Source organism: Rhizobium brockwellii, from assembly GCF_000769405.2.
Taxonomy (GTDB): domain Bacteria; phylum Pseudomonadota; class Alphaproteobacteria; order Rhizobiales; family Rhizobiaceae; genus Rhizobium; species Rhizobium brockwellii.
Genome location: NZ_CP053445.1, coordinates 73,776 through 97,558 on the forward strand (window position 1 = coordinate 73,776; position 23,783 = coordinate 97,558).

Genomic DNA, 23,783 nt, shown 5'->3' on the forward strand with positions numbered 1-23,783 from the left:
CAACCGACTATTGCTCCTTGTTGAGGTAACGTTCCAGATCCTCGACGCTCGTCATGACGGCCTCGAAATCAGGCGGTGTCGCAAAGATCATGGCTGACATTCTGTCGTAGTCGGTCGCCAATTTCTTCCGCATATCGGCCGTCGGCACCAGCCGGAAACTGCCGGGTACTGCTCGATCATATCGATGGTCCGGCGCGCGGAACATCAGTTCCTTGTGCTGCCGGCACGCTTCGGCAAGATCGAGCATGGATGCAGTCGTCTTTCCGTATTCAGGGTGGTTCCAAATCTGGTGAACATCGTAATAGTGGCGCGAGTATCGATTGAGGTCGGGGACCTTTCTTTCCGCATTCTGATCCGCGTTTCGCTTTTCGGTCATTTCCGTCATGGCATGAAGGATGAGGACCTTTTCCCAGAACGTCCGCTCCGGCTTGACGGTCATCACATTGGAGATCGTGAGATCCGAACCGGCCGGCATTTCGGATGCAATGTAGGGGACGATCTCTCGCGTTTCGGCTGGCACCGGATCCGGGCGTGCGCCGCCTTCGATGCGCACCGCCGCCTCGACATAGCCGCCGCTCGTATCAAAGACGCTTCTGTATCCCAGCACCAAAATGTCGAGCGCTTCCTTCTTCCGGTAGGGATCGTACCCGAAGCCGAGCGAGAACTGCCTTGTTTGTCCGGTCTCTCCTTCGACCGTGGCGATTTCCTCCTCAAGCAAGCTCCTGAGTGGCCCGGAGATATAATGCCGCGCCGCCTCATCGACCTGCTCGGCCAGAGCCTTCTGTTGCTGATTGACGGACGGGAGCGCGGCGATGTCGGCCTCAAGCGGGACTTTCAGGTCCGCCTTGTAGATGCCGATGTCGATATCCTCGGAAAAACGTTGGATCAGGCCATAGGCCTTGCTGAGGCTGGTGCCGCCCTTGAAGTAGAGGCCGATTGCATCGTCCTTCCGTCGGTTGAACAGAAAGTCGAGCACCCAGCAGACGTAGAGATCCTTCTCGATATTTTCGGCTCGCGTCTCAAGATCAGATGCAGCGGCGGAGAACAGCGCTCTCTGCTCATCGGCGTTTGAGCGAAGGACGTCAATGAAGCTCTGGCGCATGTTCACCCTTCCCATCTTGGCCCAACGGAGTGTCTTCATCCGCAGTGGGCTGCGGCTCGCGTGTTATCGTTTCTATTGCCTGGTACATCCAGGCCGGGATGGCGTGGATGTTTTCGCGCAGATCCTCGATGATCGGCTGCCTGTGCGGGCTTCGTGCCAAGTGACGAATGATACCATCGACGACGGTCTCCAGATTGGAGCGCTCATCGCGAAACCAGTGGAGGGACTGGATCACCCGCATCGCCGGCCGGCCGGCCCAAAAGGCTGTCTTTGCCGAAATGCGCTTGAAGTCCAGGATATAGATGACCGGTTTTGTGGCCTTCGTGTCACCGGCATTTGCCTCGATCTCGATGGTCCGGGGGTATGTGTCCGCATAGATCGTCGACCTGGCCGGAACCGCTGTCGTCATGCCAAGATCATTGGCAGCCGTCATGCCGTCGACGCAAACACGAAGCTTGTCGCGCCGTGCAATCGCATCGATAAATGAGGCGCGTGGGGGAAACACCATCTTTCCGGTCAACTGGCTGATATCCGGCTTATCATAGAGACCACGATGAGGGCGTCGGATGGCCCCGCGGCTGGTCAGCCTCTGCAGCGCCTTTTCGACGGCGTTCGGCGTAGCGATATCGAGGAAATCAGCGCGTGACCAAACGCCTGAAGGCGCCGCGCCGGCAATCCTTTGGTGAATGCGCTCAAGAGTGTCCGATGTCGGATTCGGCATGGCTGTCCTACTTTCTGACCGAAGATTATATACAAACTTTGGTCACTAGCAACCGTGGCTGCCCTACTGACCAATTTTTATATCTAAATATTGGTCAGTAAAATGCATGCAGAATTCGACGCATGCGTTGTTCCCAATCGTTGCAACCGGAGAGAACGAGGCCTTCACAGTTGGGCATAACGTCGCCCTGTCGGGCCGGGCTGTTGGCTATGCAGAAGCCTCGGGACGCGAGTCTTCTCCCTTCGGGCTTTCATCCCTGACGCGTTCAATGACTACGTTGGTCTGGCACCGTCAAGCGTTGCTGCACAGTTCCCCTTTCGGAAAACCACAAGCAGCAACTGCCCAACACCTTCTTTGTATCGGAACCTGCAGGTCGCCTGATCAGCAAGCGGCAAGGCAATTCAGGCCGAGCGCAATAATGCTCCAACCATTGGCGTTGCCAACCCAGCTCTCTTGTCTGGCATCCTTAATCCAGTCCCGACCTTGGACGGTCAACCCGCAGGGGGTTCGCAGCTACTGCGACCTCTCCGGCTGCGCCTGCGCGGTGACCGCGGCCGGGTCCGGATCAAACGGGCGCCATCAAGCGGGGATCGGCCCCGCCACTGGATGGAGCCTCACATGTCGGATCTCAGCCTCGCACAAAACCACGCACTCGATCTTGCCCGGACCCTGATGGTCCCGGTCACCCTCTTCGAAATCGATGGCGAGATCGGCGTCATGCCTTCCGCCGAGTATGACGGCGACGAGGACGCCATCCTCAATGAATACGATCCATTTGCCTACGGATCGGCTCATTGAGCCGATCACCCCCTTCGGGGGAAGGCGTGCCGCTTGCGCTGATGCGCGCGCAAGGGAGGCTTCGCCGCGATCTTTCCCGGCAGATCTGCACATTGCGAACCGCGCCCTTGCGCGCTTCCATCTTCGCGGCCTGGGCGCTGCCAGTCCGAACAGTCAGGAAAGCTAGAGGAAGTGATATGGAAAAGAAGGACATCGAGGAGCTGCGTACCCGGGTGGGCTGCGCAGCCGTCCTTGAGCATGAAGGTTTCGCGATAGACCGAAAAGAGAGCACGCGCCGGGCGGTCAAATTCCGACGCGACGACGACGTCATCATCGTCATCCACGACGACAGGGGCTGGTTCGATGCCCGTTCGGACGCCAAGGGTGATGTTTTCGCGCTCGCAAGCTATCTCCATGGGATCGGCTTTGCTCAGACCCTGGCGGTGGTCGGCGATCTGGTCGCGTTTCAGCCCACCGCGCCAATCTGGGAGAAACCTCTTCGTCAAACGCAGCCAATTGCTTCGGTCGCTGACCGCTGGAACCACCGAAAACGGCCGTGGCGCGGATCTGCGATGTGGACTTACCTCCAGCGATGCCGGGCGCTGCCATGGCAAGTCATCTCCGCGGCGATCGATGCAGACGTTCTTCGGGAAGGCCCATATGGCTCGATGTGGGCAAAGCATGTCGATGAGGCTGGCGCCGTCATCGGCTGGGAGGAGCGCGGTCCGGAGTGGCGCGGGTTTTCCACCGGCGGCGCCAAGACGCTCTTCCAGTTTGGGATGAATGACGCTCATCGGATCTGTGTGACGGAGGCGGCGATCGATGCGCTCAGCCTGGCCGCGATCGAGCAGACACGATCCGACACGCTCTATGTCAGCACTGGAGGCGGCTGGTCTCCGCTAACCGCGCTCGCGTTGGAAAACTTAGCGTCCGGGGAGGGCGCGTGGCTGGTGGCCGCGACCGACAACAACGTCCAGGGTGAAGTTTTTGCCGACCGCCTGCGCCAGATGGCGGACAGCGCCGGTTGCGATTTCTCGCGGCTGAGGCCGGAATGTGAAGACTGGAATGAGGAATTGAAACAGGGGAGGGAGAGAAGAGAGCTGCCGCATACGCGGACAGCGCATCAAGGGTGAAGCTGCCGCCCGCCTGACGGCGGCCCTTGACCCGCTGCCCGCGAGGCGCCGGCTGGGGAGGGGTGATCAAAGGACTGAAAGAAGAGGTCGATCAGGCTTCCGCTTCGGTCCCCAACCCCAAAGGAGCAGCCGATGTTCAACCCTCCCACCATCCGTAAAGTGTTCGAAGGTGTGACCAGCCGCCACGAAATGTACGCCCTGTTCAATCGCCATAGCCAGTCGCCATTCGATGATGATCGGATAAATGGCACGCGATATGTCGGCGAATGGTTCGAAATCACGGAAGCCGACCACGACCATATGTTCGAGATCCTCCCTCCGCTGTTTTACCGTGGCGACATGTTCGCCATGCGCGAGTTTCTGGCCGCCAGTGTCACCAGCGTGTTCTTCGCACTGACGATTGATGATCGGTCCCGATGGTTTCACGGCTATTGCGACCTGGCCGATCATCAGTCACCCGACCGCATGCGTGCCGAGATCATCGCCCGGGAATCCCGCCCGGTGCGCGCGATGAACCGACAGGAAAAGCTCGATCATATCTGGAGTGCGACAGGTCCGGATTTTCGAGGTTATGCCGACGCTCGCTTTCCGGCCGACTTGCGCAATCGCCAGATCGTGCTCGTCTATCCCTCCGCTCAGGGGAAGATCTGGAAGCTCCTCGACGATCTGACCGACGAGGAGATCGCCGCAAAACTGCCGGTGCAGTTCCGTCTTCTGCCGGAAACCATCGCTGCCTAACGGCGGCCTTCATTTCCAAACCTCCACCATCCGCAGCCTGGCAACACCGCTTCTTCGCGCGAGTGTGCCTCGGCGCGCCCACTCACAGGAGTTTTTCCAATGGCGCATGACGATCCTTTCGCTGTCGATCTGTTCGGCAATACAGCTCTCGCATCCGGTTTCGATCTCGGTGTGCCGGGTTTCGCAGCAGACTTCGGGACCGATATCGATATCGACCCCCGGCCCTCGAAACCGGCGCCAGCCGCTCCGGTCCGCAAAGAACCGAAAACCACACCGCAGCTGCGGACGAAGGTCGATTTCCGGCTGCAGAGTTCTCGCGGTCTCGCAAAATCCTGGCGCGACCGTGCGCGTGACAATATCGCCGCCATCCTGCTGGCGAACGAGATCGAGCGCCAGGGCCTGCCGGCTCGTCCTGACCAGCAGGCCAGATTGATCAAGTTCACGGGCTTCGGCGCGTCGGACCTGGCCAACGGCATATTCCGGCGTCCCGGCGACGAGGCATTTTGCAAAGGTTGGGAGGAGCTCGGCGGCAATCTCGAAAGTGCCGTTGCGCCGGGTGATTACGCATCGCTGGCGCGCTGCACCCAATATGCCCACTTCACGCCGGAGTTTATCGTTCGTGCCATCTGGTCGGGCCTGGTCCGCATGGGGTTCGATGGTGGACGGGTCCTGGAGCCGGGTATCGGCACGGGTATGTTTCCGGCGCTGATGCCGGATGCTCTCTCCAAGGTGAGCCATGTCACCGGCATCGAGCTTGATCCCGTCACCGCCCGTATCGTCCGGCTGCTGCAGCCACGGGCCAGAATCGTCTGTGGCGATTTTGCCCGCACCGACCTGCCTGACCATTTCGATCTGGCGATCGGCAACCCGCCGTTTTCTGACAGGACGGTGAAGAGTGATCCGGCCCTCCGGTCTCTCGGCTTGCGGCTGCATGACTATTTCATCGCCAAGTCCATCGACCGGTTGAAGCCGGGCGGTCTCGCAGCCTTCGTCACCTCGTCCGGCACGATGGACAAGGCTGACGCCCGCGCCCGTGAACACATCGCCGGCATGGCCGATCTCGCTGGCGCGATCCGCCTTCCCGAAGGCAGCTTTCGCGCTGACGCAGGCACGGATGTTGTCGTCGATATCATCTTCTTCCGGAAACGCCGCGCCGAAGAGCAGGCTGGAGACGATAGCTGGCTCGATCTTGCGCATGCGTTGGTGGAAGGTGAGGGCGGTAGCGTCCGTATCAACAGGTGGTTCGTCGATCACCCCGACATGGTGCTGGGACGCCATGCTCTCACCTCAGGTCCATTCGGCGAGGCCTATACCTGCCTCCCGATAGGCGGCGACCTTGAAATGAGCCTGAACGCTGCCGTCGGACACCTTACGGCCGGGCTCTACGACGGCGAGCCTTCGGCAATCGACTTCGCCCTTGAGGACGAAGTCGCGGAAGCCATGGCAGAGCGGCCTGATGATCCGAAGGTGCGCGAGGGCAGTTATTTCATTGGCAAAGGCACGGCCTTGATGCAGGTGGTGGACGGGGTCGCTGTTCCTGTTGAGGTGAGGAAGGGCCGCAGCACTGAGGGCATCTTTGCCAAGCACGCAGTGATCATCCGCAAGCTCATCCCTATCCGCGATGCGGTCCGGCTCATTCTCAAGCTTCAGGAACGCGATCAGCCCTGGCAAAAGGCACAGGTCGCGCTGCGCATCGCCTGGTCCAGTTTCGTGCGCGAGTTCGGCCCGATCAACTTCACCTCCGTCTCGACATCGGAGGATCCGGAAACCGGTGAGGTCAGGGAGATCCATCGCCGGCCAAATATCGCGCCTTTCCTCGACGATCCCGATTGCTGGCTGGTGGCCTCGATCGAGGACTACGATCTCGAGACCAATACCGCCAAGCCCGGGCCGATCTTTACCGAGCGCGTCATCGCGCCGCCGCCGGCACCTGTCATCACCTCGGCATCGGATGCGCTCGCCGTTGTTCTGAACGAACGCGGCCATGTCGATCCCGATCATATCGCCGAGCTGCTGCATCGTGACGTGGAAGGTGTGATCGGTGAGCTGGGTGAATCCATCTTCCGCGATCCATCCAACGGCTCCTGGCAGTCGGCCGATGCCTATCTGTCCGGCGCAGTCCGCTCGAAGCTCTCCACCGCACGCGCGGCCGCGGACCTCGACCCCGCCTTTCAGCGCAACGTCGCGGCGCTGGAGCGAGTCCAACCTGCCGATCTCCGGCCCTCGGACATCACCGCCCGGCTTGGCGCCCCGTGGATCCCCGCCGATGATGTCGTCGCCTTCGTCAAGGAGACCATGGATGCCGAGATTTCCATCCATCACCTACCGGAACTGGCGACATGGACGGTCAATGCGCGGCAGCTGGAATGGTCGGCCGCTGGCACCACGGAATGGGGCACGCATCGCCGCCATGCTGGCCAGCTGCTGTCCGACGCTCTCAACTCCTGCGTGCCGCAGATCTTCGACACCGTCCGCGACGGCGAGACTGAGCGACGAGTGCTGAACACCGTGGAGACGGAAGCCGCCAAGGAAAAGCTCGCAAAGATCAAGACTACCTTCCAGTCGTGGATCTGGTCCGATCCGGATCGCACCGACCGGCTGGCGCGCATCTATAACGACACTTTCAACAACATCGCGCCGCGATCCTTCAACGGCGATCACCTGCAACTTCCGGGCGCCTCAGGCGCCTTTTCTTTGTATGGGCATCAGAAACGCGGGATCTGGCGGGTTATTTCGGCAGGTAGCACCTATCTCGCTCATGCCGTCGGTGCTGGAAAGACGCTGACCATGGCGGCCGCCATCATGGAGCAGCGCCGTCTGGGTCTGATCAACAAGGCGATGCTCGTCGTGCCCGGCCATTGCCTGGCGCAGGCCGCCCGCGAGTTCCTCGCTCTCTATCCCAATGCGCGCATTCTGGTCGCCGACGAGACCAACTTCGTCAGAGAAAAGCGCCATCGCTTCCTGTCGCGGGCAGCGACCGCCAACTGGGATGCGATCATCATCACCCATTCGGCGTTTCGCTTTATCTCCGTTCCCTCATCGTTCGAGGCGCAGATGATCCAGGATGAACTGGAGCTCTATGAGGAGCTGCTGGTCAAGGTTGATAGCCAGGATCGGCTGTCGCGCAAGCGCATTGAGCGCATGAAGGAAGGTCACAAGGAACGGCTCGAAGCGCTGGCGACCCGCAAGGACGATCTGCTGACCATCTCCGAGCTTGGGATCGACCAGATCATCGTCGATGAGGCACAGGAGTTCCGCAAGCTGTCCTTTGCCACCAACATGTCGACACTGCGCGGTGTCGATCCGAACGGATCGCAACGCGCCTGGGACCTGTTCGTCAAATCCCGCTTCGTCGAGACGAAGAACCCGGGCAGGGCGCTGGTGCTGGCTTCGGGAACGCCGATCACCAACACGCTCGGCGAGATGTTCTCCGTGCAGCGGATGATGGGCCCAGTGGCATTGTTGGAACGTGGTCTGCACGAGTTCGACGCCTGGGCTTCGACCTTCGGCGATACCTCGACGGAACTCGAGCTGCAGCCATCGGGCAAATACAAGCCGGTCACGCGCTTCAGCCAGTTCGTCAACGTGCCCGAACTGATCGCCATGTTCCGATCCTTCGCCGACGTCGTGCTGCCGGTCGATCTGAAAACCTATGTGAAAGTGCCGGAGGTCTCCGGCGGCAAGCGCCAGATCGTCACCGCCGAGCCGACCGCCGCTTTCAAGTCCTACCAGAAACAGCTGGACGCGCGGATCAAGGCCATCGAGATGCGGGATGGTCCGGCCAAGCCCGGCGACGATATCCTGCTCTCGGTCATCACCGACGGGCGGCATGCGGCGATCGATCTGCGCCTGGTCGATCAGGCCATGGGCAATGAGACCGCCAACAAGCTGAACGCGCTTGTCACCAATGCCCACAGGATCTGGCAGGAAACCGGAGAGGCGGAATACCGCCGTAAGGACGGCAAGCCGTTCGACCGGCCGGGCGCCGGCCAGTTGATCTTTTCCGATCTCGGCACGATCAATGTCGAGGCATCCCGCGGTTTTTCCGCATACAGATGGATCCGCGATGAGCTCGTCCGCCTTGGCGTGCCGGCTTCGGAAATTGCCTTCATGCAGGATTACAAGAAGTCGGACGCCAAGCAGCGGCTGTTCAACGACTTCAATGCCGGCAAGGTACGCGTGCTGATCGGCTCGTCCGAAACCATGGGCACCGGTGTCAACGTTCAAGCGCGGCTCAAAGCCCTGCATCACCTCGATGTACCGTGGCTCCCATCGCAGATCGAGCAGCGCGAGGGCCGTATTATCCGCCAGGGCAATCAACATGACGAGGTCGACGTGTTTGCCTATGCGACGCTCGGCAGTCTCGATGCCACCATGTGGCAGAACAACGAGCGCAAGGCCCGCTTCATTGCGGCGGCCCTGTCCGGTGACACAAGTGTGCGTCGGCTGGAGGATATGGGCGAGGGGCAGGCAAACCAGTTCGCCATGGCCAAGGCCATCGCGTCCGGCGACGAGCGGCTGATGCAGAAGGCCGGACTTGAGGCCGAGATCGCCCGCCTGGATCGCCTGCGGGCCGCCCATATCGACGATCAGCACGCCATCCGTCGGCAGATCCGCGACGCCGAACGGGATATCGAGTTTTCCAGCCGCCGGATCGAGGAGGTAGGCAAGGATATCGAGCGGCTGGTCCCAACATCTGGCGACGCCTTTGTCATGCAAGTTGGCGAAGACACATTCGACGAGCGCAAACTCGCTGGCCGCGCGCTGATGAAGGAAATCCTGACGCTGGTTCAGCTTCAGCAGGAGAAAGAAATGATCATCGCCACCATCGGCGGTTTCGATCTCGCCTATCAGGGCGAACGGTTTGGCAAGGATGGTTATCGCTATGACACCCTGCTCCAACGCACAGGTGGAGGCTACGAGATCGACTTGGCCGTCACCACCACGCCGATCGGCGCGATCTCCCGGCTCGAACATGCGCTTGGCGGGTTTGAACAGGAACGCGAGAACCATCGCAATAGGCTCGTCGATGCGAAACGGCGTCTCGCCTCTTATACGCCGCGTCTGGGGGAAAGCTTCTCATTCGAAGCCGAGCTCGAACTCAAGCTGAGCCAACTGGACGAGATCGAGAGGGATCTGGCGGCAACCGCCGACGAACCAGAGGAGGATCGCCAGCAGGCCGCGTGATCGGCGACATACTGCGGTTACTTGAAACGGGGTCGGACCATACACATCTATCGGTCATCACCCGTTTCGATGGTTTGCCTCACAGTGGCGATTGCCGCGCGTTTGAAACTGTCCGGGTTGGAAGGGCGCTCCCCGAAAGGGTCGAGCGCCCTTCCGTTTTTGGCACGTTCGGGCGCTACTCGCTGAGTTTGTAGATCGCCGCGTTGTCTTGCAGTTCCCGCAGGCCCTTGTACGAGGCATGCCGCAATTTGCCATCGTCGGTCCAGGCGCGATATTCGATCTCGGCAATCAATGTCGGTTGAACGAAGACGACCCCCTTTTTATCGACGGCAACCGGCGCACGCTTGGTCTTCAGCGTGTCCAGCATCCGACGCAGTTTCATCGCGTCTTTTTGCTTGAAGCCAGTTCCGACCGAACCGACATAGACGAACGCGTCGCCCTGATACGCTGCGAGCAACAGGCTGCCGATCCCACCGCGCGCCGCGGTGGATGGCTCGTATCCGACAATCACAAAGCTTTCGCTCTGGATGCATTTGATCTTCAGCCAGTCGCCGAGCCGGCCCGAGCGGTAGGCACTGTCGCGGTGCTTGGCAATGATGCCTTCCAGGCCGTGTTCTCGGGCGGCCGCCAGAAGTGTCGCGCCATCCGCTTCGACCTCCTCCGAGACGCGGATTACGCTTTCGCTTTCGCCGATCAGGTCTTCCAGCAGGTGACGACGACCGGACAACTCCATCTTCGTCAGGTCATGGCCATCGAAATACAACAGGTCGAATGCGTAGAGAATAGCATCGTCTGACGCTTGTCTGCCCCCGCGCCCACCGAGCGAGCGCTGCAGCGCCCCAAAGTCCGATCGGCCCTCCGCATCGAGCACGACGGCTTCCCCATCCAGGATTGCGGTCCCGACGCCGAGCTTGCGCGCAGCGGCGGCGATTGCCGGAAACCTGTCGGTCCAGTCATGGCCGCCGCGGGTGATGATCCGCACCGCGTTCGGCTCGACGTGAACAGCCACACGATAGCCGTCCCATTTGATCTCATAGATCCAGTCCGGTCCCGATGGCGGCTTTGCTTTCAAGAGCGCCAGGCAAGGTTCAATGCGATCCGGCATCGGGTCGAAAGGAAGCTGCGGTTGCGCTGGATCACGTGGTTTGCGCGGTCGCGAGCGGATCGGAGCGTCCGTCTCCCGCAAAAGCGGCTGGGATTTTTGGCGCGGCGGCTTTGTCATGGCCTGAGTTCAGCAGCAATTGCTTAAAATCGTGTGACATCGCTGGGAAATGGAAGGGAGGACGACGAGAGAGGGGAGGAAGGAGGGGAAGGAAACCGGTTCGCTGGACGGTCCGACGGCTGCCGGTTCCCTCAATCGCGCCGGTCGCCGAGACCGGGCCAGCTTGCCTCGCAAGGCAGGTGTGCCTCGCTCCTCCGCAAGCCAGGTCTGCTCCGGCGCAATTGCAGCCGCCGTCCCGTCCTGCGGTTCGGAGGATGTCTTCGAGAAGAAGATGAGGAGGCAAGGACAGTCCGTCCGCCCGAAACCGAAAGGTCATTCCCATGCAGTTGATTACAGCCGATCCGCGCAGTCTGAAGGACAATCCTGACCGGTCCCGTCAGTCGAAATCTTCGGCCCAGTCCGACGCGCTGCTCTGCGCATCGATCCGGGCCATCGGTGTCGTCCAGCCGCCGATCGTCAAACTCGATCCGGAAGGCGGCAACAGCTACATCATCGTCTTCGGTCACCGCCGCGCCGCCCAGGCGATTGCCGCGGATCTCATGGAAATCCCGCTGCTGCTAGCCGATCCATCCGACGATCTCGGCGCCATGCAGTCCTTTGCGGAGAACATCGCCCGCGAGCCGCTGAACCCTGTCGACCAGTGGCGCGCCATCGAACGGCTGGTTGCTCTCGGATGGACCGAGGAGTCGATCGCCATGGCGCTGGCACTCCCCAGCCGGCAGATCAGAAAGCTGCGGCTGCTGGCCAATATCCTGCCCGCCATGCTCGACCAGATGGCGCGGGGCGATATGCCGAACGAGCAGCAGCTGCGCACGATCGCCGCCGCCAGTCAGGATGAGCAGGCCGAGGTGTGGAAGAAGTACAAGCCGAAGAAGCAGGATCCACAGGTGTCGTGGTGGGAGGTCGCCCGGGCGCTGACCACGACCCGGATGCTCGCCAAGCACGCAAGCTTCGGCGACGATCTGGCTTTGGCCTATGGTATCGTCTGGGTCGAGGACCTGTTTGCACCCGCCGACGAGGACAGTCGCTACACCACGGATGTCGAGGCGTTTCTCGGGGCGCAGCAGGAATGGCTTGCCAACAACCTGCCCAAGCGTGGTTCGGTTATCGAGGCCAACGAATACGGCCAGGCCAAGCTGCCCGCGAAGGCGCAACAGGTCTACGGCAAACCGGGCAAGGGCGACCTGACCGGCTGGTACATCAACGCGCGCGACGGCTCGGTGCAGTCGGTTGCCTACCGCATGCCGGAGGTGAAGAAGCCCAAGCTGGTCAAGGATTCCGACGGTGTCGAAACCCTCGTCGAGGAGGTCGAGGCACCGAGAGTACGACCCGACGTGACCCAGAAGGGTCTCGACATGATCGGTGATCTGCGGACTGACGCTCTGCACGAGGCGCTCGCCCGTGCGCCGATCGAGGACGACACGCTGATGGCCCTGCTCATTCTGGCCTTCACCGGTACGAATGTCACGGTCGCCAGTGGCGCATCGGACAATCCCTATGGTCATGCAAAATGCGGGCCGCATGCTGCCAGGCTGATTGGCGAGGACGGCAAGCTGTCCTTCGATCGCGAGACACTGGTTCAGGCTGCGCGCTCGGTGCTGATCGAAGTCCTGTCGCTTCGCCGCAATCGCTCTGACAGCGGACTGATCGCCCGCATTGCCGGCGACGCCATCGGCGCTGATCAGTTCCTACCCAATATGGGCACGGAGGACTTTCTCTCCTGCCTGTCGCGCACCGCGCTGGAGGCGACGGCGGAGGAGGCAGGCGTGCCCGGTCGGATCAAGGTGAAGGACACCCGTGCGGCGCTGATCGAGCATTTTGCCGAGGGGAAACTGGTGCATCCGGCAGCGCTGCTCGCGCCATTAACTGAGGACGCGCGGTCGTGGGTTGGACGCCACATCGGCGTCGACCGTGGATTGGAGGATGCTGCCGACGATCCCAATACTCTCGAGGATCAGCTTTCCGGTGGTGACTTCGTGGACCATTCCGCCGCCGATGAAGAGGCCGGCGAGGGTTTCCGCGAGGCCGCCGAATAAACACCAGGCACCAGGATCTGAACCGACGCCGCTGGCTGATGCCGGCGGCGTCTTCGTTTCCAGCAATCAGAAGGAGTTTGTCATGGCGGAAATCCATGATGACATCGCAGCAGAACAAGCAGCGCATGAGGCTGAACTACGGACACTAGACCGGCCGACGATACGAACAGGAGCCTCGACGCCATGGGGTCTGGCGCAGCTCTCGCGGCAATTCGCCGACGGTATCGTTCTGCATTCCACCGCCAGCCATGGTGGTTTCCATCTCGACGAGAATGCCAATGGCACCGTCCATGCACACTATCGTAATGACACCGAATTCTACGAAGAGGATTGTGAATGGGCGAAGGTCGCCCATGCCTTCCCGCAGCTGTTCACGGCCTATGAGCGGCGCCTGGCGGATCGCACACTTCGCGACACTTATCCTGATGCCTACGAGCGCGTGATGAGCGTCACACTGAAGGACGGTCAGTCGCATATTCGGGACCGACAGGAATTCGAAAAGCGACATCGCAACGACTGGGTGGTCATCGCGGCCCTCAATACCGATCACCAGCCTGGCTTTGTCGAGTGCATCGCGGCGCTGGGTGGGACCCGGGGCGAGACCAGTGAACGACGGTTTCTGGTTCCACGCTCCGACTACACGATCGGCCGGCATGGCTTCGTCATCGATCCAGCCAAGCACGAGCCATATGATGGTCCGTCCAGCTTCGTGACCTGGGCGGCGCGGCGATGACAGTCGCGTCCACTGACACCGACGCGCCCCGAAATCATGTGATCGATGTCATCGCGTTCTATCAAGGCATCTGGGCACGGCAGAGGGATTGCCGTTTGCGGCGAGCAGAGCTGACACGACAAACGATGGTGCGGTGGAAATGCAAAACACGGCATGGCCCACCATCGACCACTGCACGCATATCAACGGAGCCGGGCGAGTGCGGAAGCCTGACCAAGTCGCGGGTGCGGTAAAGCGTTGATCGAAGGGCGGAGCCCGGGAACGGGGCAACCTGCTTGCCGTGGAGTGTGTTGGCATCGAGTTTTGTCAGTGCCCTCTATGGGTGACGCGGCGTTGCCAAGGTCGGATCGCGATGGCGATATCATGCTGTCGTAGACCAGATTGTCGGCCGGCACAGCACCTCGGTTTTGCTGCGGTCTGACATGGGCGCGTCCCGGTCAAAGGCCGCTGGCGCGCCGCGTTGCGGCAGGATCATCGCCTCGTCGCAAGGCAGGCCCGCGTCTGTCGCACCCCGCAAGTGCGGGCAGCACCATCCGCAAACCATCCTCGCTCCTCCTGGCGATGCCCTGACCTTGGGCCGGGCCGCTGGTGCCCATGTCCTTTTGCCCGCACCCGAGGGGCTGAGCCGGACGACAACCGGCACCCCGGGTTTCGCTGAAACATCGCTAAAAGGATCCGATCATGGCACCGCTCAACCGCTCAACCCAGAAGAACCGCCCCGCAAAATCCCAACGCGCCACTACACTCGAAATGGTCAGGCACGCCTGCCCCGACACAGCCCAGGCGCTGCGCATCTCCGAAAGCTTCGGCCTTGCCCTCATCGACAGCGACGGGATCCGCGAGCTCCATCGCGGCCAGTTGATCGAAAGCGCTGAGGCGCTCAAAGATGGTCTCGCCGAAAAGGCCATGCAGATCCACATGCAGCGCATCGTCGGCTCCTTCGTCGGCTCCGCCTACGGCGCCGGGCAATTCTACAGCCGCGCGGTCACCGAGGCCCGCGATCTCACCACGAAACTCTCCAACGATACCCGAGACGAGGACCTCGACGGCCCGGTCGGCTTCGACAGCCGCGCCCAGCGCAAGCGCGAGTTCGCAGCCGACATGGGCCTGCAGGCCCACGTGCTTCGCATGGCAGCCGAAGGCGCCGTCTCCGCCTACGAGGACATCACAGGCGAAACCTGGAAGCCCTACGAGCGCACGGTCGAGCAGCCCGCCAACTCGGTCGACAGACAAGCCGCCACTGCCCAGATGTCAGCATTCGAATAGGACGATCGCGGGGCTTCGGCCCCGCCTTCCTCCAGCGTCCGCAACGTCGTTGCTACCTGGTTCGGAAAAAGAAAAAAGGGCCGACGGAAAACTGCGGCCCATAAAGTGTGAAGGTCATGGACCTCCAGAGGGGAACAGCTGCTGCGGCGGAACTGGGAGGAGCCGCCATGTGCATCAGCTGAAGCCTGTATGCCCGAATTTTCATCGCGTTGCACTTAATTTTTGTGCGGTGCAGCTATGCGTTCTTGGCTTGAAGGAACGTAACCCCGTGTTCCGGCATCATTTCGGCGCGCTTTTCGGGCGAACACTACCAGGTGATCAACGGCAACTTATGGAGCCACAAGTCCGTGGTGACTTGATCCAGCACGAAGGTCGCAACGTTTTCTCGCGAAATGGAGCCTCCGCGGAACTGGTTCAAGCTCGTGAGCGTCTGGATCGTGGTGCGCCTAGGCTTGTTGTTGAGAACTGAAGGACGGACAATGGTCCAATTCAGATCGCTGCCCTTGATGATGGCCTCTTGGCGGTTCTTGTCGGCGTATACCTTGCGCAAAAGCAGCGGGAAGATCAGCTTGTCGAACAGAAACCCGCCATGGCCTGCGCTATCCCCCGCGCCCATTCCGGTGATGGTGATGAGACGCGAGACATGCTCTGCCTTCATGGTATTGACGAGCGCTCGGGTTGCAGTCGAGAGAAGGGTGACTTCACGAAACGGGCTTGCGGGTGTTCCAAGTGCGCTGATAACGGCATCGCGACCCTTGACGGCCTGGCGCAACACCTTCTCGTCACGGGCGTCTCCAACGACGATCTTCGCTCCCCTCATGTCCGCGGCCTTTTCCGGCGAGCGCACCAGGAGGGTGACATCGTAGCCGCGGCTGAGGGCTTGGCTGACGATGTGGCGGCCGGTTGGCCCGGTGGCGCCGAGGACCACGATCTTCGGTGCGGCGGAGAAATCTATGTCAATGATGGAGGTGGTCATGATCGGGTCCTCTTGAAAGGCAGGGCGCCTCTCAGGAGGTAGCCCGGGTTTGGTTGTTGTGATCGGTAATCAGAGCCTGCCCTCTGCGAGCAGTTCTCGGGTCCGCTTCAGCGTCGATACGAGGGCCGATTTGTAGCCCTTGTCGCTGTCGAACTGCGTCTGCTCGGCCTGCTCCTCAGGACCATTCGGCTGCTTGCCGCGTAGGCCGAGGTAGCAGTAGAACTTCAGCTGCAGCGCGCCGGCTTCGTCCTCGAATAGCTCATTGACGATGGCGCCCTCGCGTGGGCCGCCTGCCTGGAAGAAGGTGACCTTGCTCTGCGGCTCAAGCGTGATGATTTCCCTGATGTCAGAGCCAGCAATGGTGGCTTCGCGCACGAAGTGGGTCGCACTTTCCTCGACGACGTCGCAGCGGGTGCAGAGGCCGGGCGGGAGAAAGAGGCGCGCATCGCGCGCCTTCAGCTCCAGGCCCTTCCACACCTGCTCCCTGGTGAGTTTTGTTTCGCCTTCCGGATTCACCGGGACTGTTGCGGTCGAATAGATCATGATGATCGTCCTTGTTTAAAATTGTGGGCGCCTGCGTCAGGCAGAAGCAGCGGTTTGCCAGGCAAAGTCTCGATAAGAGCGAAGCGGACGGCCGAGAAGCGTCGTCAGGCGCTCGACATCGCCGCCCTCGGGCAGCATGCCATCAGTCAGGAAGCGCTCGCCCATCATGCGCATGTCATAGGCCATCCACGGCGGCATGAACTGCTTGAGGTTCTGTTCGAAAGCTGCCGTATCACCGCCGCCATAGTTGATCTGACGGCCCAGAACGTCCGACCAGATAGCAGCGATATCCGTGCCGGTGAGTGTGTCAGGACCCACGAGGTTGATGCGATTGGTCGGAAGCGGCTGTGCGGCCCTTTCGCGTCTCAGCAGTTCAATTGCAGCAATCTCCGCGATATCGCGGACGTCGATCATAGCAAGGCCCTTGTCGCCGACGGGCATCGGGTAGACGCCATAGCCAGTGATGACGTCCTTGATCGTCAGATCGTTCTGGATGAAGTAGGCAGGGCGCAGGATCGTGGCGTTCATGCCCATCTGCTCGATCATCCGTTCGACGCCAAACTTGCCGGCAAAGTGCGGCACGTTCACGTAGATGTCCGGGTGGATCACAGACAGGTAAACGATCCGCTCAACGCCCGCAGAGCGGGCGACATTGAGGGCGATCAAAGCCTGGGTAAACTCGTCTGGTGCGACAGCGTTCAGCAGGAACAGCGTCGACACACCATCGATGGCGGTACGCAGGGAGTCGACGTCGAGAAAGTCACCTTTGGCAACAGTAACACCTACCGGGAAATTGGCCTTGGAAGGGTCGCGGACGAGAACGCGGACATCAGCGCCGCTATTGACGAGATGCTGGATGACTTGGCCGCCGATATTGCCGGTGGCGCCGGTAACGAGAATGGTCATGGGATTTTCTCCGGGTTGGTATTGCTTGACACCCGGAATATGGCTGGTTCATTATCAAACCAATAGACTGTTAAATTAGACAGTTCGTCTCACAGGTGGAACGATCATGGATCTCGTCGCTCTCGTCGATTTCAATCTCGTCGCCCGTCACGGAGGCTTCGGCAAAGCGGCGCGGGCCTCCGGCCGGCCAAAGGCGACCTTGTCCAGGCGGGTGACAGAATTGGAGGCATCCCTTGAGCTTCGGCTGTTTGAACGTGGCGCGCGCAACCTGAAACTCACCGAGGAAGGTCGCGCCCTTCATGAGCGGACAGCCGCGCTCCTGACGGAGCTTGACGAAACGGCGGCTACCATCGCGGCGGGCGGGGACAAGCCGCGCGGCAGGTTACGGATCAGCCTGCCGCTGCTGTTTTCGCAGACCGCCATGGGTCGGATCGCGGCGGGCTTTGCACTGAAATATCCCGACGTGCGGTTGGAAGTCACGACAGAGGACCGAGCCGTAGACATGATCGAGGAAGGCTATGATCTGGTCATCCGGGTCAATCCGGACCCAGACGAAAGTCTTGTCGGCCGAGCCTTTCTGCATGATCGCCTGGTCGTCGTGGCAAGCCCCGGCCTTCCCCGCCCAGTGGCCGATCTCTCGGCGCCAGGTGTCGTGCGCGGGGCCGGCGATCGGCAAACCTGGAACGTCGTGACTTCAGAAGGACCCGCGACGATCGGGATCGAGCCCGTCCTCGCCCTATCCTCGCTTATCATGGTTCGGGACGCCGTTCGAACCGGCGTGGGCGCTGCGCGTATGCCGATATCGTTGGTAAGTCACGATCTGGCCGACGGCACTTTGCTGCACTGGGGCGATATCGAGGGTTCCGAGGTCGCGCTGTGGGCGCTTTACCCGTCGCGGCGTCTGTTGAGCGCCCGGGTCGCTGCCTTCCTGGACTTTCTGAAGCAGGCTTTCCCCAACGGAACGCCCGATGAACTGGCGGCTTACATCGGCAGGTGAGGGACAGAAACAGCCTGCTTCACAGTCAGGAGCTTTTCTCAAATTCCGGTCTTGGCAGCGAATGAAGCTAGCCATATTCTCGGGGATGGCCAAATTCTTCCCGACTCTCGAACCGCAACACCATCGCTTCATTGTGGCACAGCACATGTTCTTCACCGCATCGGCAGCGCCGACCGGTCATGTCAACATGTCTCCGCGCAGCACGGACATGTTTCGTGTCCTTGGCGACAACGCCGCGATGTATCTCGACCGCACCGGCAGCGGCAACGAGACCGCTGCCCATCTGGGGATAGACGACCGCCTCACCATCATGTTTTGTGCGGTTTCCGGGCCGCCGCTAATCATGCGGCTTTTCGGCAAGGGGCGCGTCATCCGTCGCGACAGTGACGAGTTCGCCAGCCTGCTGGACGAGCGGTTCGACGGCAACGCGCCGCTCGGCGCGCGTCAAATGATAAGGCTCGACTTCGATCTGGTGCAGACATCCTGCGGCTACGGCGTGCCGTTGTTTGAATACCAGGAAGAGCGCCCGCAGATGGACGCCTGGGCCAAGGCCAAGGGCGTCGACGGGATCGACGACTACTGGCGGGAAAAGAACCAAGTGAGCCTAGACGGCTTTCCGACCGGCCTTTACGAAACGCCCGGCGAGCGGTAGCACTGGCTCTCGCGCCAACACCCAACTTATGGACAGTAAATCAATTCCGGACGCAGCAACCGCCGCGGCCGTGGTCGGCGTAAGTCACCCGTTGGGGTGTCAGCGCCAACACGACACGTGACCGCTTGAACGACGCTGAGAACCCGCATGGAGCTGCCGACGAGAAGGTGGAGCGGTTCCCTGTAAGGCTGATCATCAAGGCCTGGCACCGCGACCCGCTAAGCGAGGGGTTACAATGCTCCATTCCCGGCAGCCTCTCACATGCAGTCGTTGGCTCCAACCATTCGATCCGGGCTGTGGGCGCTATGCACCCGTTCCCATTGGTCACCACCAGAATGATGCCATTTGCCGCAATCCTTGATCAGTCCACTGGCACGTCCACTGCGGTCTCGATGGGGCATGTCTGACCAAAGACCATCTCGCGATGCTCGGCTCGATCGGCATCCGCAACGGCCGGATCGTTTTCTTCCCCTGTGCGCTGAAGCGCCCATTCCTCGCGAGACAAGAAAACCTCTCCCTGGCCGTCCTCCACTCCGTTTCGGCCTTTCAGGTGCAGGCCGATCGTCTCCGGTCCTATCGACTGCCATCGAGGCCGCGATGGACGCGGCTCGAACAACCGAAAAGGATTACGACAATGGCAACCATCGGCTCTTTCACCGCTTCAGGCAACGGCTTCTCCGGCACCATCAAGACCCTCAACCTCAACGTCAAGGCAACCATCCGCGCCGTCGAGCGCACGTCCGAAAAGGGCCCTGACTACCGCATCCTCGCGGGAGCAACGGAATTCGGCGCAGCCTGGAAGAAGACCTCGAACGAAGGTCGTGACTACCTCTCGGTCAAGCTCGACGACCCGAGCTTCCCGGCCCCCATCTACGCAACGCTGATCGAGGTCGAAGGCGAGGAAGGCCTCGCCCTCATCTGGTCCCGGTCGAACCGGGACTGATACTGGATGCCCCGCCGTAAGGCGGGGCTCTCCAGCAGGGATCACTTGTTCAGTGCATCCTTGAGCGCCTTGGCAGGCGCAAAGGTCAGCTTCTTCGAAGCCGCAACCGTCATCTTCTCTCCGGTCGCCGGATTACGGCCCTCGCGCTCAGGCGAAGCCTTCACTTTGAATTTTCCGAAGCCGGGGATCGAGGTTTCCGCGTCGGAGCTTGCGGCGTCGGCGATTGCCTGGAAGACGGCCTCCACGATGCCCTTGGCCTGAACCTTCGTCAGGCCGTTATCGGCTGCAATCTTGTCGGCGATTTCATTGGTGGTGGTCATGGAATTCCTCGCATCTTGTTGTCAAAGATAAAATCCGTGTCAGCTTATGACCGGATTGTCATCGGCGACGATGGAGACGAGGATCAGATCCGTGGGATGTCCACAGGTGGTTTCGGCCGATAACCCCGTTTGCGCTTCTCGCGAAGCACGTCGAGGAACAGGTTGATGGCCTGGCTCTCGTTGTTAAACAGATGCACCATCTGCTGTCCGCGCGTTCCGATCCGGCCCCAGGCGCGCACCAGCGACACCTCGCCGAACAATGTCGGCTGAACGGCGAGCGCGTAGAACCGCGCCATGTTTTTTTCCGGCGCGATACGCTCGACATAGAGGTGATAGGGCTGCGTGATCATAACAGAAGAATCGCGCGTTCGGAATCTGCCGTCCAACGACAGTTTTGAATCGGTCGGGCATCATCGATTCACAACAGTGATCCGCCGGCGTCCGGATCATTTGCACCAGCTCCGGCGCGATCCTTCCCACTTCCGAGCCAAGCCTTCGGCGACGAGAATATCGCCGACCGATCGTCGCTCCCGATAGACGATCCTGAGCTTGCGACCGAAGCGATCTTCATCCCTGGCGGTCGTCTTGAACGACAGCGGACCCGAATTGAGGATGTCGAGCAGACGCTGTTTCGCCGCAAGACCTCGCTTGCGTTCGCGCTCACATTTCGGCGGGCTGAGCTCCGGCGTGTCGATGTCGGCGATCCTGATCTTTTCACCTCGAAACCAGAACGTATCACCATCCACCACGCAGGTGATCCGTTGTCCGCTTCCGCAGATAGAGAAGGCTTCGCTCACGCTGCTTGCACTGCTTGAAGGCTGGGCTGAGGCAATAGATGCGAGGAAGCCAATGGCTAATGGGGATAGGCTGGCAATTGCCGTAAAAAGTCTCAATGTCATGTCGCCTCTGTGTCTGTCGTCGGAGCGGCCTTATAGCTCTTCACCCCTTCTGTGATTTGCTTGTGAAAACGGTTTTCTCCGACGGACGCGCTCATGTCGTTGCGTCTGAACCAGATGGCGCGCCCGCATCTGAGCGGCGGATTGCCCGATGTGAACACGATCTGCTCGTCAGCGCGCATGCGCAGCACCTCATGCGGCAGGATCAGTGGACGGCGGCTGAGCTGCCGGGAACGTGAGCGCGACGATCCCTTCATCCCTGACGAGCGGTTAGTCTGATCGACCTCGACCGTCGTATCGCCGCAGCGTTTCGAGATATAGTCGGCAGTATCAGGGTCGTTGATCGCGGCAAACGAGATCCACGACGCGGATTCGAACCACTTGCTCGTCGCGTCCCGCCCGCCATAGGCCTCGCGCATCTGGCCGATGGACTGGAAGATCATCGTCAGCGTGATGCCGTATTTGCGTCCGGCGTCGCGGGCGGTTTCGAGGATTCGCAGATAGCCGAGCCTGGCGACCTCGTCGAGCAGGAAGAGCGCGCGACCTTTCACATCGCCGTTTCGATTGTAGATGGCATTGAGCAGCGATCCGATAACCACACGCGCCAGTCCCGGATGGGCTTCGAGGACCTTCAGATCGAGCGCAATGAAGATGTCTGTTCCGCCATCGGCGAGATCGTCGGTCGAGAAACTGTCGCCAGAGACGAGCGCGGCATAGTTCGGATAGGACAGCCAGTGGGTTTCTTTCACCGCGTTGGCGTACACGCCGGAAAAGGTCTCAGGCGTCATGTTCACGAAGACCGAAACATTCTCCTTCACGAAGTCCGATTCCGACTGCTCGTAGATCTTGGTCAGGCGCGCCCGCAGTTGCGGCTCCGGCTCCGAAAGGTTCTTACGCACACGGCGCAGCGTCTGGTCTTCCTCGTCCGTGTGACCGGACAGGCAGACGTCTGCGATGAGGGCCGTCAGAAGCTGCATCGCCGACGCCCGAAAGAAGTCGTCGCGGGCAGACGCCGAGCGCGGATTGTCGGTCATGATCCAGGTCGCGACTGCGACGATGTCCTCTTCCTTCGTGCTGCCGTGTCGCCCGATCCAGTCGAGCGCGTTGAAACCGACGCCTGACGCCGAGGGATCGAGAATGATCACCTTTCGGCCAGCCTTGCGGCGATGCTCCGATACCATCGGCGCCACTTCGCTCGACGGATCGAGGACGACAAGGCCGCCACCCCACTTGAGCGCGGTCGGGACCGTTACCGACGTCGTCTTGAAGCCACCGGAGCCGGCGAAGACAATGCCATGGGACGAGCCGAACGAGCCGTCGAAGCATAGGAGCGGGCTCTTGCCCCCCGCTCCCCAGGTCGACGGATCATCGGCGCGGAACGACACCGCCGCAACGCTATCGCGATCGACGCGATACCGTTCGCCGACGACGATGCCGCCTGGATCGGGGAAAAGTTTCGCGGCCTCCTGCACCTTCATCCAGTCGGCCTCGCCATGCACCGCTCGCTTTCCCCCGATCCGCCGTGGTGCGGCTTGGGCAAAAGCTGCGTTTCCCTTCATCGTGACGCGCAGTGCGAAGACGCCGGCGAGGAATGCTGTCAATGCGCCAAGCATCGTTGCTGGGTCCGCATATCCGAGCACGGATTGACCTTTCGGGATGTCGCCAGCAATCCCGGCCAGGCGAACCCCTTCGCGCAGGAGTGCGATGAGGATTGCCACTCCATTTCCGCTGACGACGCCCCATCCTGCCGCCTTGATACCCGCTACGCCATTCGCCGCGAACAGAAAGATCGTGCCGATTGCAGCTGCGGTCGCATAGGGCAGCGCGAGGCCGATACGCCCGAGCATCAGCTTGGCCTGCGCGGTCTTGCCAAACGCGGCCAGCCATTGTTCGATCCCCGGCATGAAAACCACGACGACGATCATCGTCGTGGCCGGGATGGTGGCGAGGAACAGTTTACTCGCCGTCATGAGCGAACGCCTCCGCGCCTATCGCCTTGAGGCGCAATTGCTCCGCATCGTCGCCCTTCAGGCGGCGACTGGCATCGATCAGCAGGCCGAGCAGCAGTGCCCGCTTCTCATAGCGAAGTCCTGCCTTGACGATCAGGCCACCCAGTTCGATTTTTTCGCGCGTGTCTCTCTTTCGCGCGTCATTCGTCATCGTGCGGGCCATGCGTTCAAGCCTCACCAGGCCTGCCCGCAGGCGCGCCAGACGCGATCGTCGCCGCCGGTTCACCGCCGGCTCGACCATCCCCGGCGTTTTTTCTTCCGGTCGAAGGCGCCTTACCTCCGCGAAACCGCCCGGTGATCTCTTCGAACGCCGCCTGTAGTTCGGCCTCCTCGATCTCGATCTCACCGAGACCGGCTTTCAACGCGATCCGGCCGATGCGCTCGGCCTCGCGTGTTTCGGCTTGTCTCAGCTGATCCTGCAATCTGGCGATTTCTTCCCTGATCTTCGATGATGGCTTCTTCATTCCGGTCGCATCTCCCTGGAAATCTTGCGGCGTTATCTCGCTGCAAGATTTCCTCAAAAGCACATCCGAAGGAATGTGCAGATCTGCACGTCGGCAAGGCCGACACTTTGGAGGATGATCCCGCCGTTCCGAAGGAGCGGATCCAAGGGCGCAATTATACGT

22 protein-coding genes are annotated in these 23,783 nt (G+C 61.0%); 10 read left to right on the top strand and 12 right to left on the bottom strand.

The window, feature by feature from the left end:
• Positions 1 to 7: 7 nt before the first annotated feature.
• Both RLCC275e_RS33800 and RLCC275e_RS33805 read right to left on the bottom strand, forming a co-directional pair.
• Complete coding sequence (locus RLCC275e_RS33800) at positions 8 to 1,102, bottom strand: nucleotidyl transferase AbiEii/AbiGii toxin family protein (RefSeq protein ID WP_033184366.1); 1,095 nt, start codon at positions 1,100 to 1,102, stop codon at positions 8 to 10.
• Positions 1,083 to 1,823: a DUF6088 family protein gene (locus RLCC275e_RS33805; RefSeq protein WP_033184365.1), complete on the bottom strand. Its 741-nt coding sequence runs from the start codon at positions 1,821 to 1,823 to the stop codon at positions 1,083 to 1,085. The genes RLCC275e_RS33800 and RLCC275e_RS33805 overlap by 20 nt, the downstream gene beginning before the upstream one ends.
• A gap of 618 nt (positions 1,824 to 2,441) precedes the next feature.
• Here RLCC275e_RS33805 and RLCC275e_RS33810 point away from each other — a divergent pair.
• From RLCC275e_RS33810 to RLCC275e_RS33825, 4 genes are all read left to right on the top strand, one after another.
• The gene (locus RLCC275e_RS33810) at positions 2,442 to 2,621 is read left to right on the top strand and encodes a hypothetical protein (protein ID WP_033184364.1); all 180 of its coding nucleotides are present in this window, start codon (positions 2,442 to 2,444) and stop codon (positions 2,619 to 2,621) included.
• A 176-nt stretch (positions 2,622 to 2,797) separates the two neighbouring features.
• Positions 2,798 to 3,733 (top strand): DUF3991 and toprim domain-containing protein, encoded by a 936-nt coding sequence (locus RLCC275e_RS33815; protein ID WP_033184363.1) that lies wholly within the window; start codon positions 2,798 to 2,800, stop codon positions 3,731 to 3,733.
• Positions 3,734 to 3,865: 132 nt separating this feature from the next.
• Positions 3,866 to 4,471: a DUF1419 domain-containing protein gene (locus tag RLCC275e_RS33820; protein WP_033184362.1), complete on the top strand. Its 606-nt coding sequence runs from the start codon at positions 3,866 to 3,868 to the stop codon at positions 4,469 to 4,471.
• 99 nt (positions 4,472 to 4,570) lie between these two features.
• Positions 4,571 to 9,658, top strand: coding sequence for a helicase-like domain-containing protein (locus RLCC275e_RS33825; RefSeq protein ID WP_171891380.1), 5,088 nt, complete (start codon positions 4,571 to 4,573; stop codon positions 9,656 to 9,658).
• Between the two features lie 175 nt (positions 9,659 to 9,833).
• Here the strand turns inward: RLCC275e_RS33825 and ligD are convergent, their stop codons facing one another.
• Positions 9,834 to 10,880: a non-homologous end-joining DNA ligase gene (gene ligD / locus RLCC275e_RS33830; protein WP_033184360.1), complete on the bottom strand. Its 1,047-nt coding sequence runs from the start codon at positions 10,878 to 10,880 to the stop codon at positions 9,834 to 9,836.
• A 320-nt stretch (positions 10,881 to 11,200) separates the two neighbouring features.
• Here ligD and RLCC275e_RS33835 point away from each other — a divergent pair, with 320 nt between their 5' ends.
• From RLCC275e_RS33835 to RLCC275e_RS33845, 3 genes are all read left to right on the top strand, one after another.
• Complete coding sequence (locus RLCC275e_RS33835) at positions 11,201 to 12,916, top strand: ParB/RepB/Spo0J family partition protein (RefSeq protein ID WP_033184359.1); 1,716 nt, start codon at positions 11,201 to 11,203, stop codon at positions 12,914 to 12,916.
• Positions 12,917 to 12,998: 82 nt separating this feature from the next.
• A complete protein-coding gene (locus tag RLCC275e_RS33840) occupies positions 12,999 to 13,649 on the top strand; it encodes a DUF7007 domain-containing protein (protein WP_033184434.1) in 651 nt (216 codons plus the stop codon).
• A gap of 681 nt (positions 13,650 to 14,330) precedes the next feature.
• Positions 14,331 to 14,915, top strand: a complete 585-nt coding sequence (locus RLCC275e_RS33845; protein WP_033184358.1) for a hypothetical protein — start codon at positions 14,331 to 14,333, stop codon at positions 14,913 to 14,915.
• A 307-nt stretch (positions 14,916 to 15,222) separates the two neighbouring features.
• On the opposite strand, the gene RLCC275e_RS33850 is transcribed toward RLCC275e_RS33845, so the two are convergent.
• The 3 genes from RLCC275e_RS33850 to RLCC275e_RS33860 form a co-directional block, all read right to left on the bottom strand.
• Positions 15,223 to 15,891: an NAD(P)-dependent oxidoreductase gene (locus RLCC275e_RS33850; RefSeq protein WP_033184357.1), complete on the bottom strand. Its 669-nt coding sequence runs from the start codon at positions 15,889 to 15,891 to the stop codon at positions 15,223 to 15,225.
• A gap of 69 nt (positions 15,892 to 15,960) precedes the next feature.
• Positions 15,961 to 16,434, bottom strand: a complete 474-nt coding sequence (locus RLCC275e_RS33855; protein WP_033184356.1) for an SRPBCC family protein — start codon at positions 16,432 to 16,434, stop codon at positions 15,961 to 15,963.
• 36 nt (positions 16,435 to 16,470) lie between these two features.
• Positions 16,471 to 17,340, bottom strand: coding sequence for an SDR family oxidoreductase (locus tag RLCC275e_RS33860; RefSeq protein ID WP_033184355.1), 870 nt, complete (start codon positions 17,338 to 17,340; stop codon positions 16,471 to 16,473).
• A gap of 106 nt (positions 17,341 to 17,446) precedes the next feature.
• Between RLCC275e_RS33860 and RLCC275e_RS33865 the strand changes: the two genes are divergently transcribed.
• From RLCC275e_RS33865 to RLCC275e_RS33875, 3 genes are all read left to right on the top strand, one after another.
• On the top strand, positions 17,447 to 18,337 hold the full coding sequence (locus RLCC275e_RS33865) for a LysR family transcriptional regulator (RefSeq protein WP_033184354.1): 891 nt from the start codon (positions 17,447 to 17,449) through the stop codon (positions 18,335 to 18,337).
• Between the two features lie 85 nt (positions 18,338 to 18,422).
• Complete coding sequence (locus RLCC275e_RS33870) at positions 18,423 to 18,989, top strand: pyridoxamine 5'-phosphate oxidase family protein (RefSeq protein ID WP_033184353.1); 567 nt, start codon at positions 18,423 to 18,425, stop codon at positions 18,987 to 18,989.
• 634 nt (positions 18,990 to 19,623) lie between these two features.
• Positions 19,624 to 19,932 carry a DUF736 domain-containing protein gene (locus tag RLCC275e_RS33875; protein WP_033184433.1) on the top strand — a complete coding sequence of 103 codons (309 nt, stop codon included), beginning with the start codon at positions 19,624 to 19,626 and terminating at the stop codon, positions 19,930 to 19,932.
• Positions 19,933 to 19,973: 41 nt separating this feature from the next.
• Here the strand turns inward: RLCC275e_RS33875 and RLCC275e_RS33880 are convergent, their stop codons facing one another.
• The 6 genes from RLCC275e_RS33880 to traC all read right to left on the bottom strand — a co-directional run bounded on the left by RLCC275e_RS33880 (position 19,974) and on the right by traC (position 23,621).
• Positions 19,974 to 20,252, bottom strand: coding sequence for an HU family DNA-binding protein (locus tag RLCC275e_RS33880; protein WP_033184352.1), 279 nt, complete (start codon positions 20,250 to 20,252; stop codon positions 19,974 to 19,976).
• Positions 20,253 to 20,335: 83 nt separating this feature from the next.
• Entirely contained in the window at positions 20,336 to 20,602 is a 267-nt protein-coding gene (locus RLCC275e_RS33885) for a WGR domain-containing protein (protein ID WP_033184351.1), read from the bottom strand.
• A 96-nt stretch (positions 20,603 to 20,698) separates the two neighbouring features.
• Positions 20,699 to 21,151 carry a thermonuclease family protein gene (locus tag RLCC275e_RS33890; RefSeq protein ID WP_033184350.1) on the bottom strand — a complete coding sequence of 151 codons (453 nt, stop codon included), beginning with the start codon at positions 21,149 to 21,151 and terminating at the stop codon, positions 20,699 to 20,701.
• On the bottom strand, positions 21,148 to 23,118 hold the full coding sequence (traG, locus tag RLCC275e_RS33895) for a Ti-type conjugative transfer system protein TraG (protein WP_033184349.1): 1,971 nt from the start codon (positions 23,116 to 23,118) through the stop codon (positions 21,148 to 21,150). Before traG ends, RLCC275e_RS33890 begins: the two co-directional genes overlap by 4 nt.
• Entirely contained in the window at positions 23,105 to 23,320 is a 216-nt protein-coding gene (gene traD, locus RLCC275e_RS33900) for a type IV conjugative transfer system coupling protein TraD (RefSeq protein WP_033184348.1), read from the bottom strand. The genes traG and traD overlap by 14 nt, the downstream gene beginning before the upstream one ends.
• A 4-nt stretch (positions 23,321 to 23,324) precedes the next feature.
• Positions 23,325 to 23,621: a conjugal transfer protein TraC gene (gene traC / locus RLCC275e_RS33905; RefSeq protein ID WP_033184347.1), complete on the bottom strand. Its 297-nt coding sequence runs from the start codon at positions 23,619 to 23,621 to the stop codon at positions 23,325 to 23,327.
• Positions 23,622 to 23,783 lie beyond the last annotated feature (162 nt).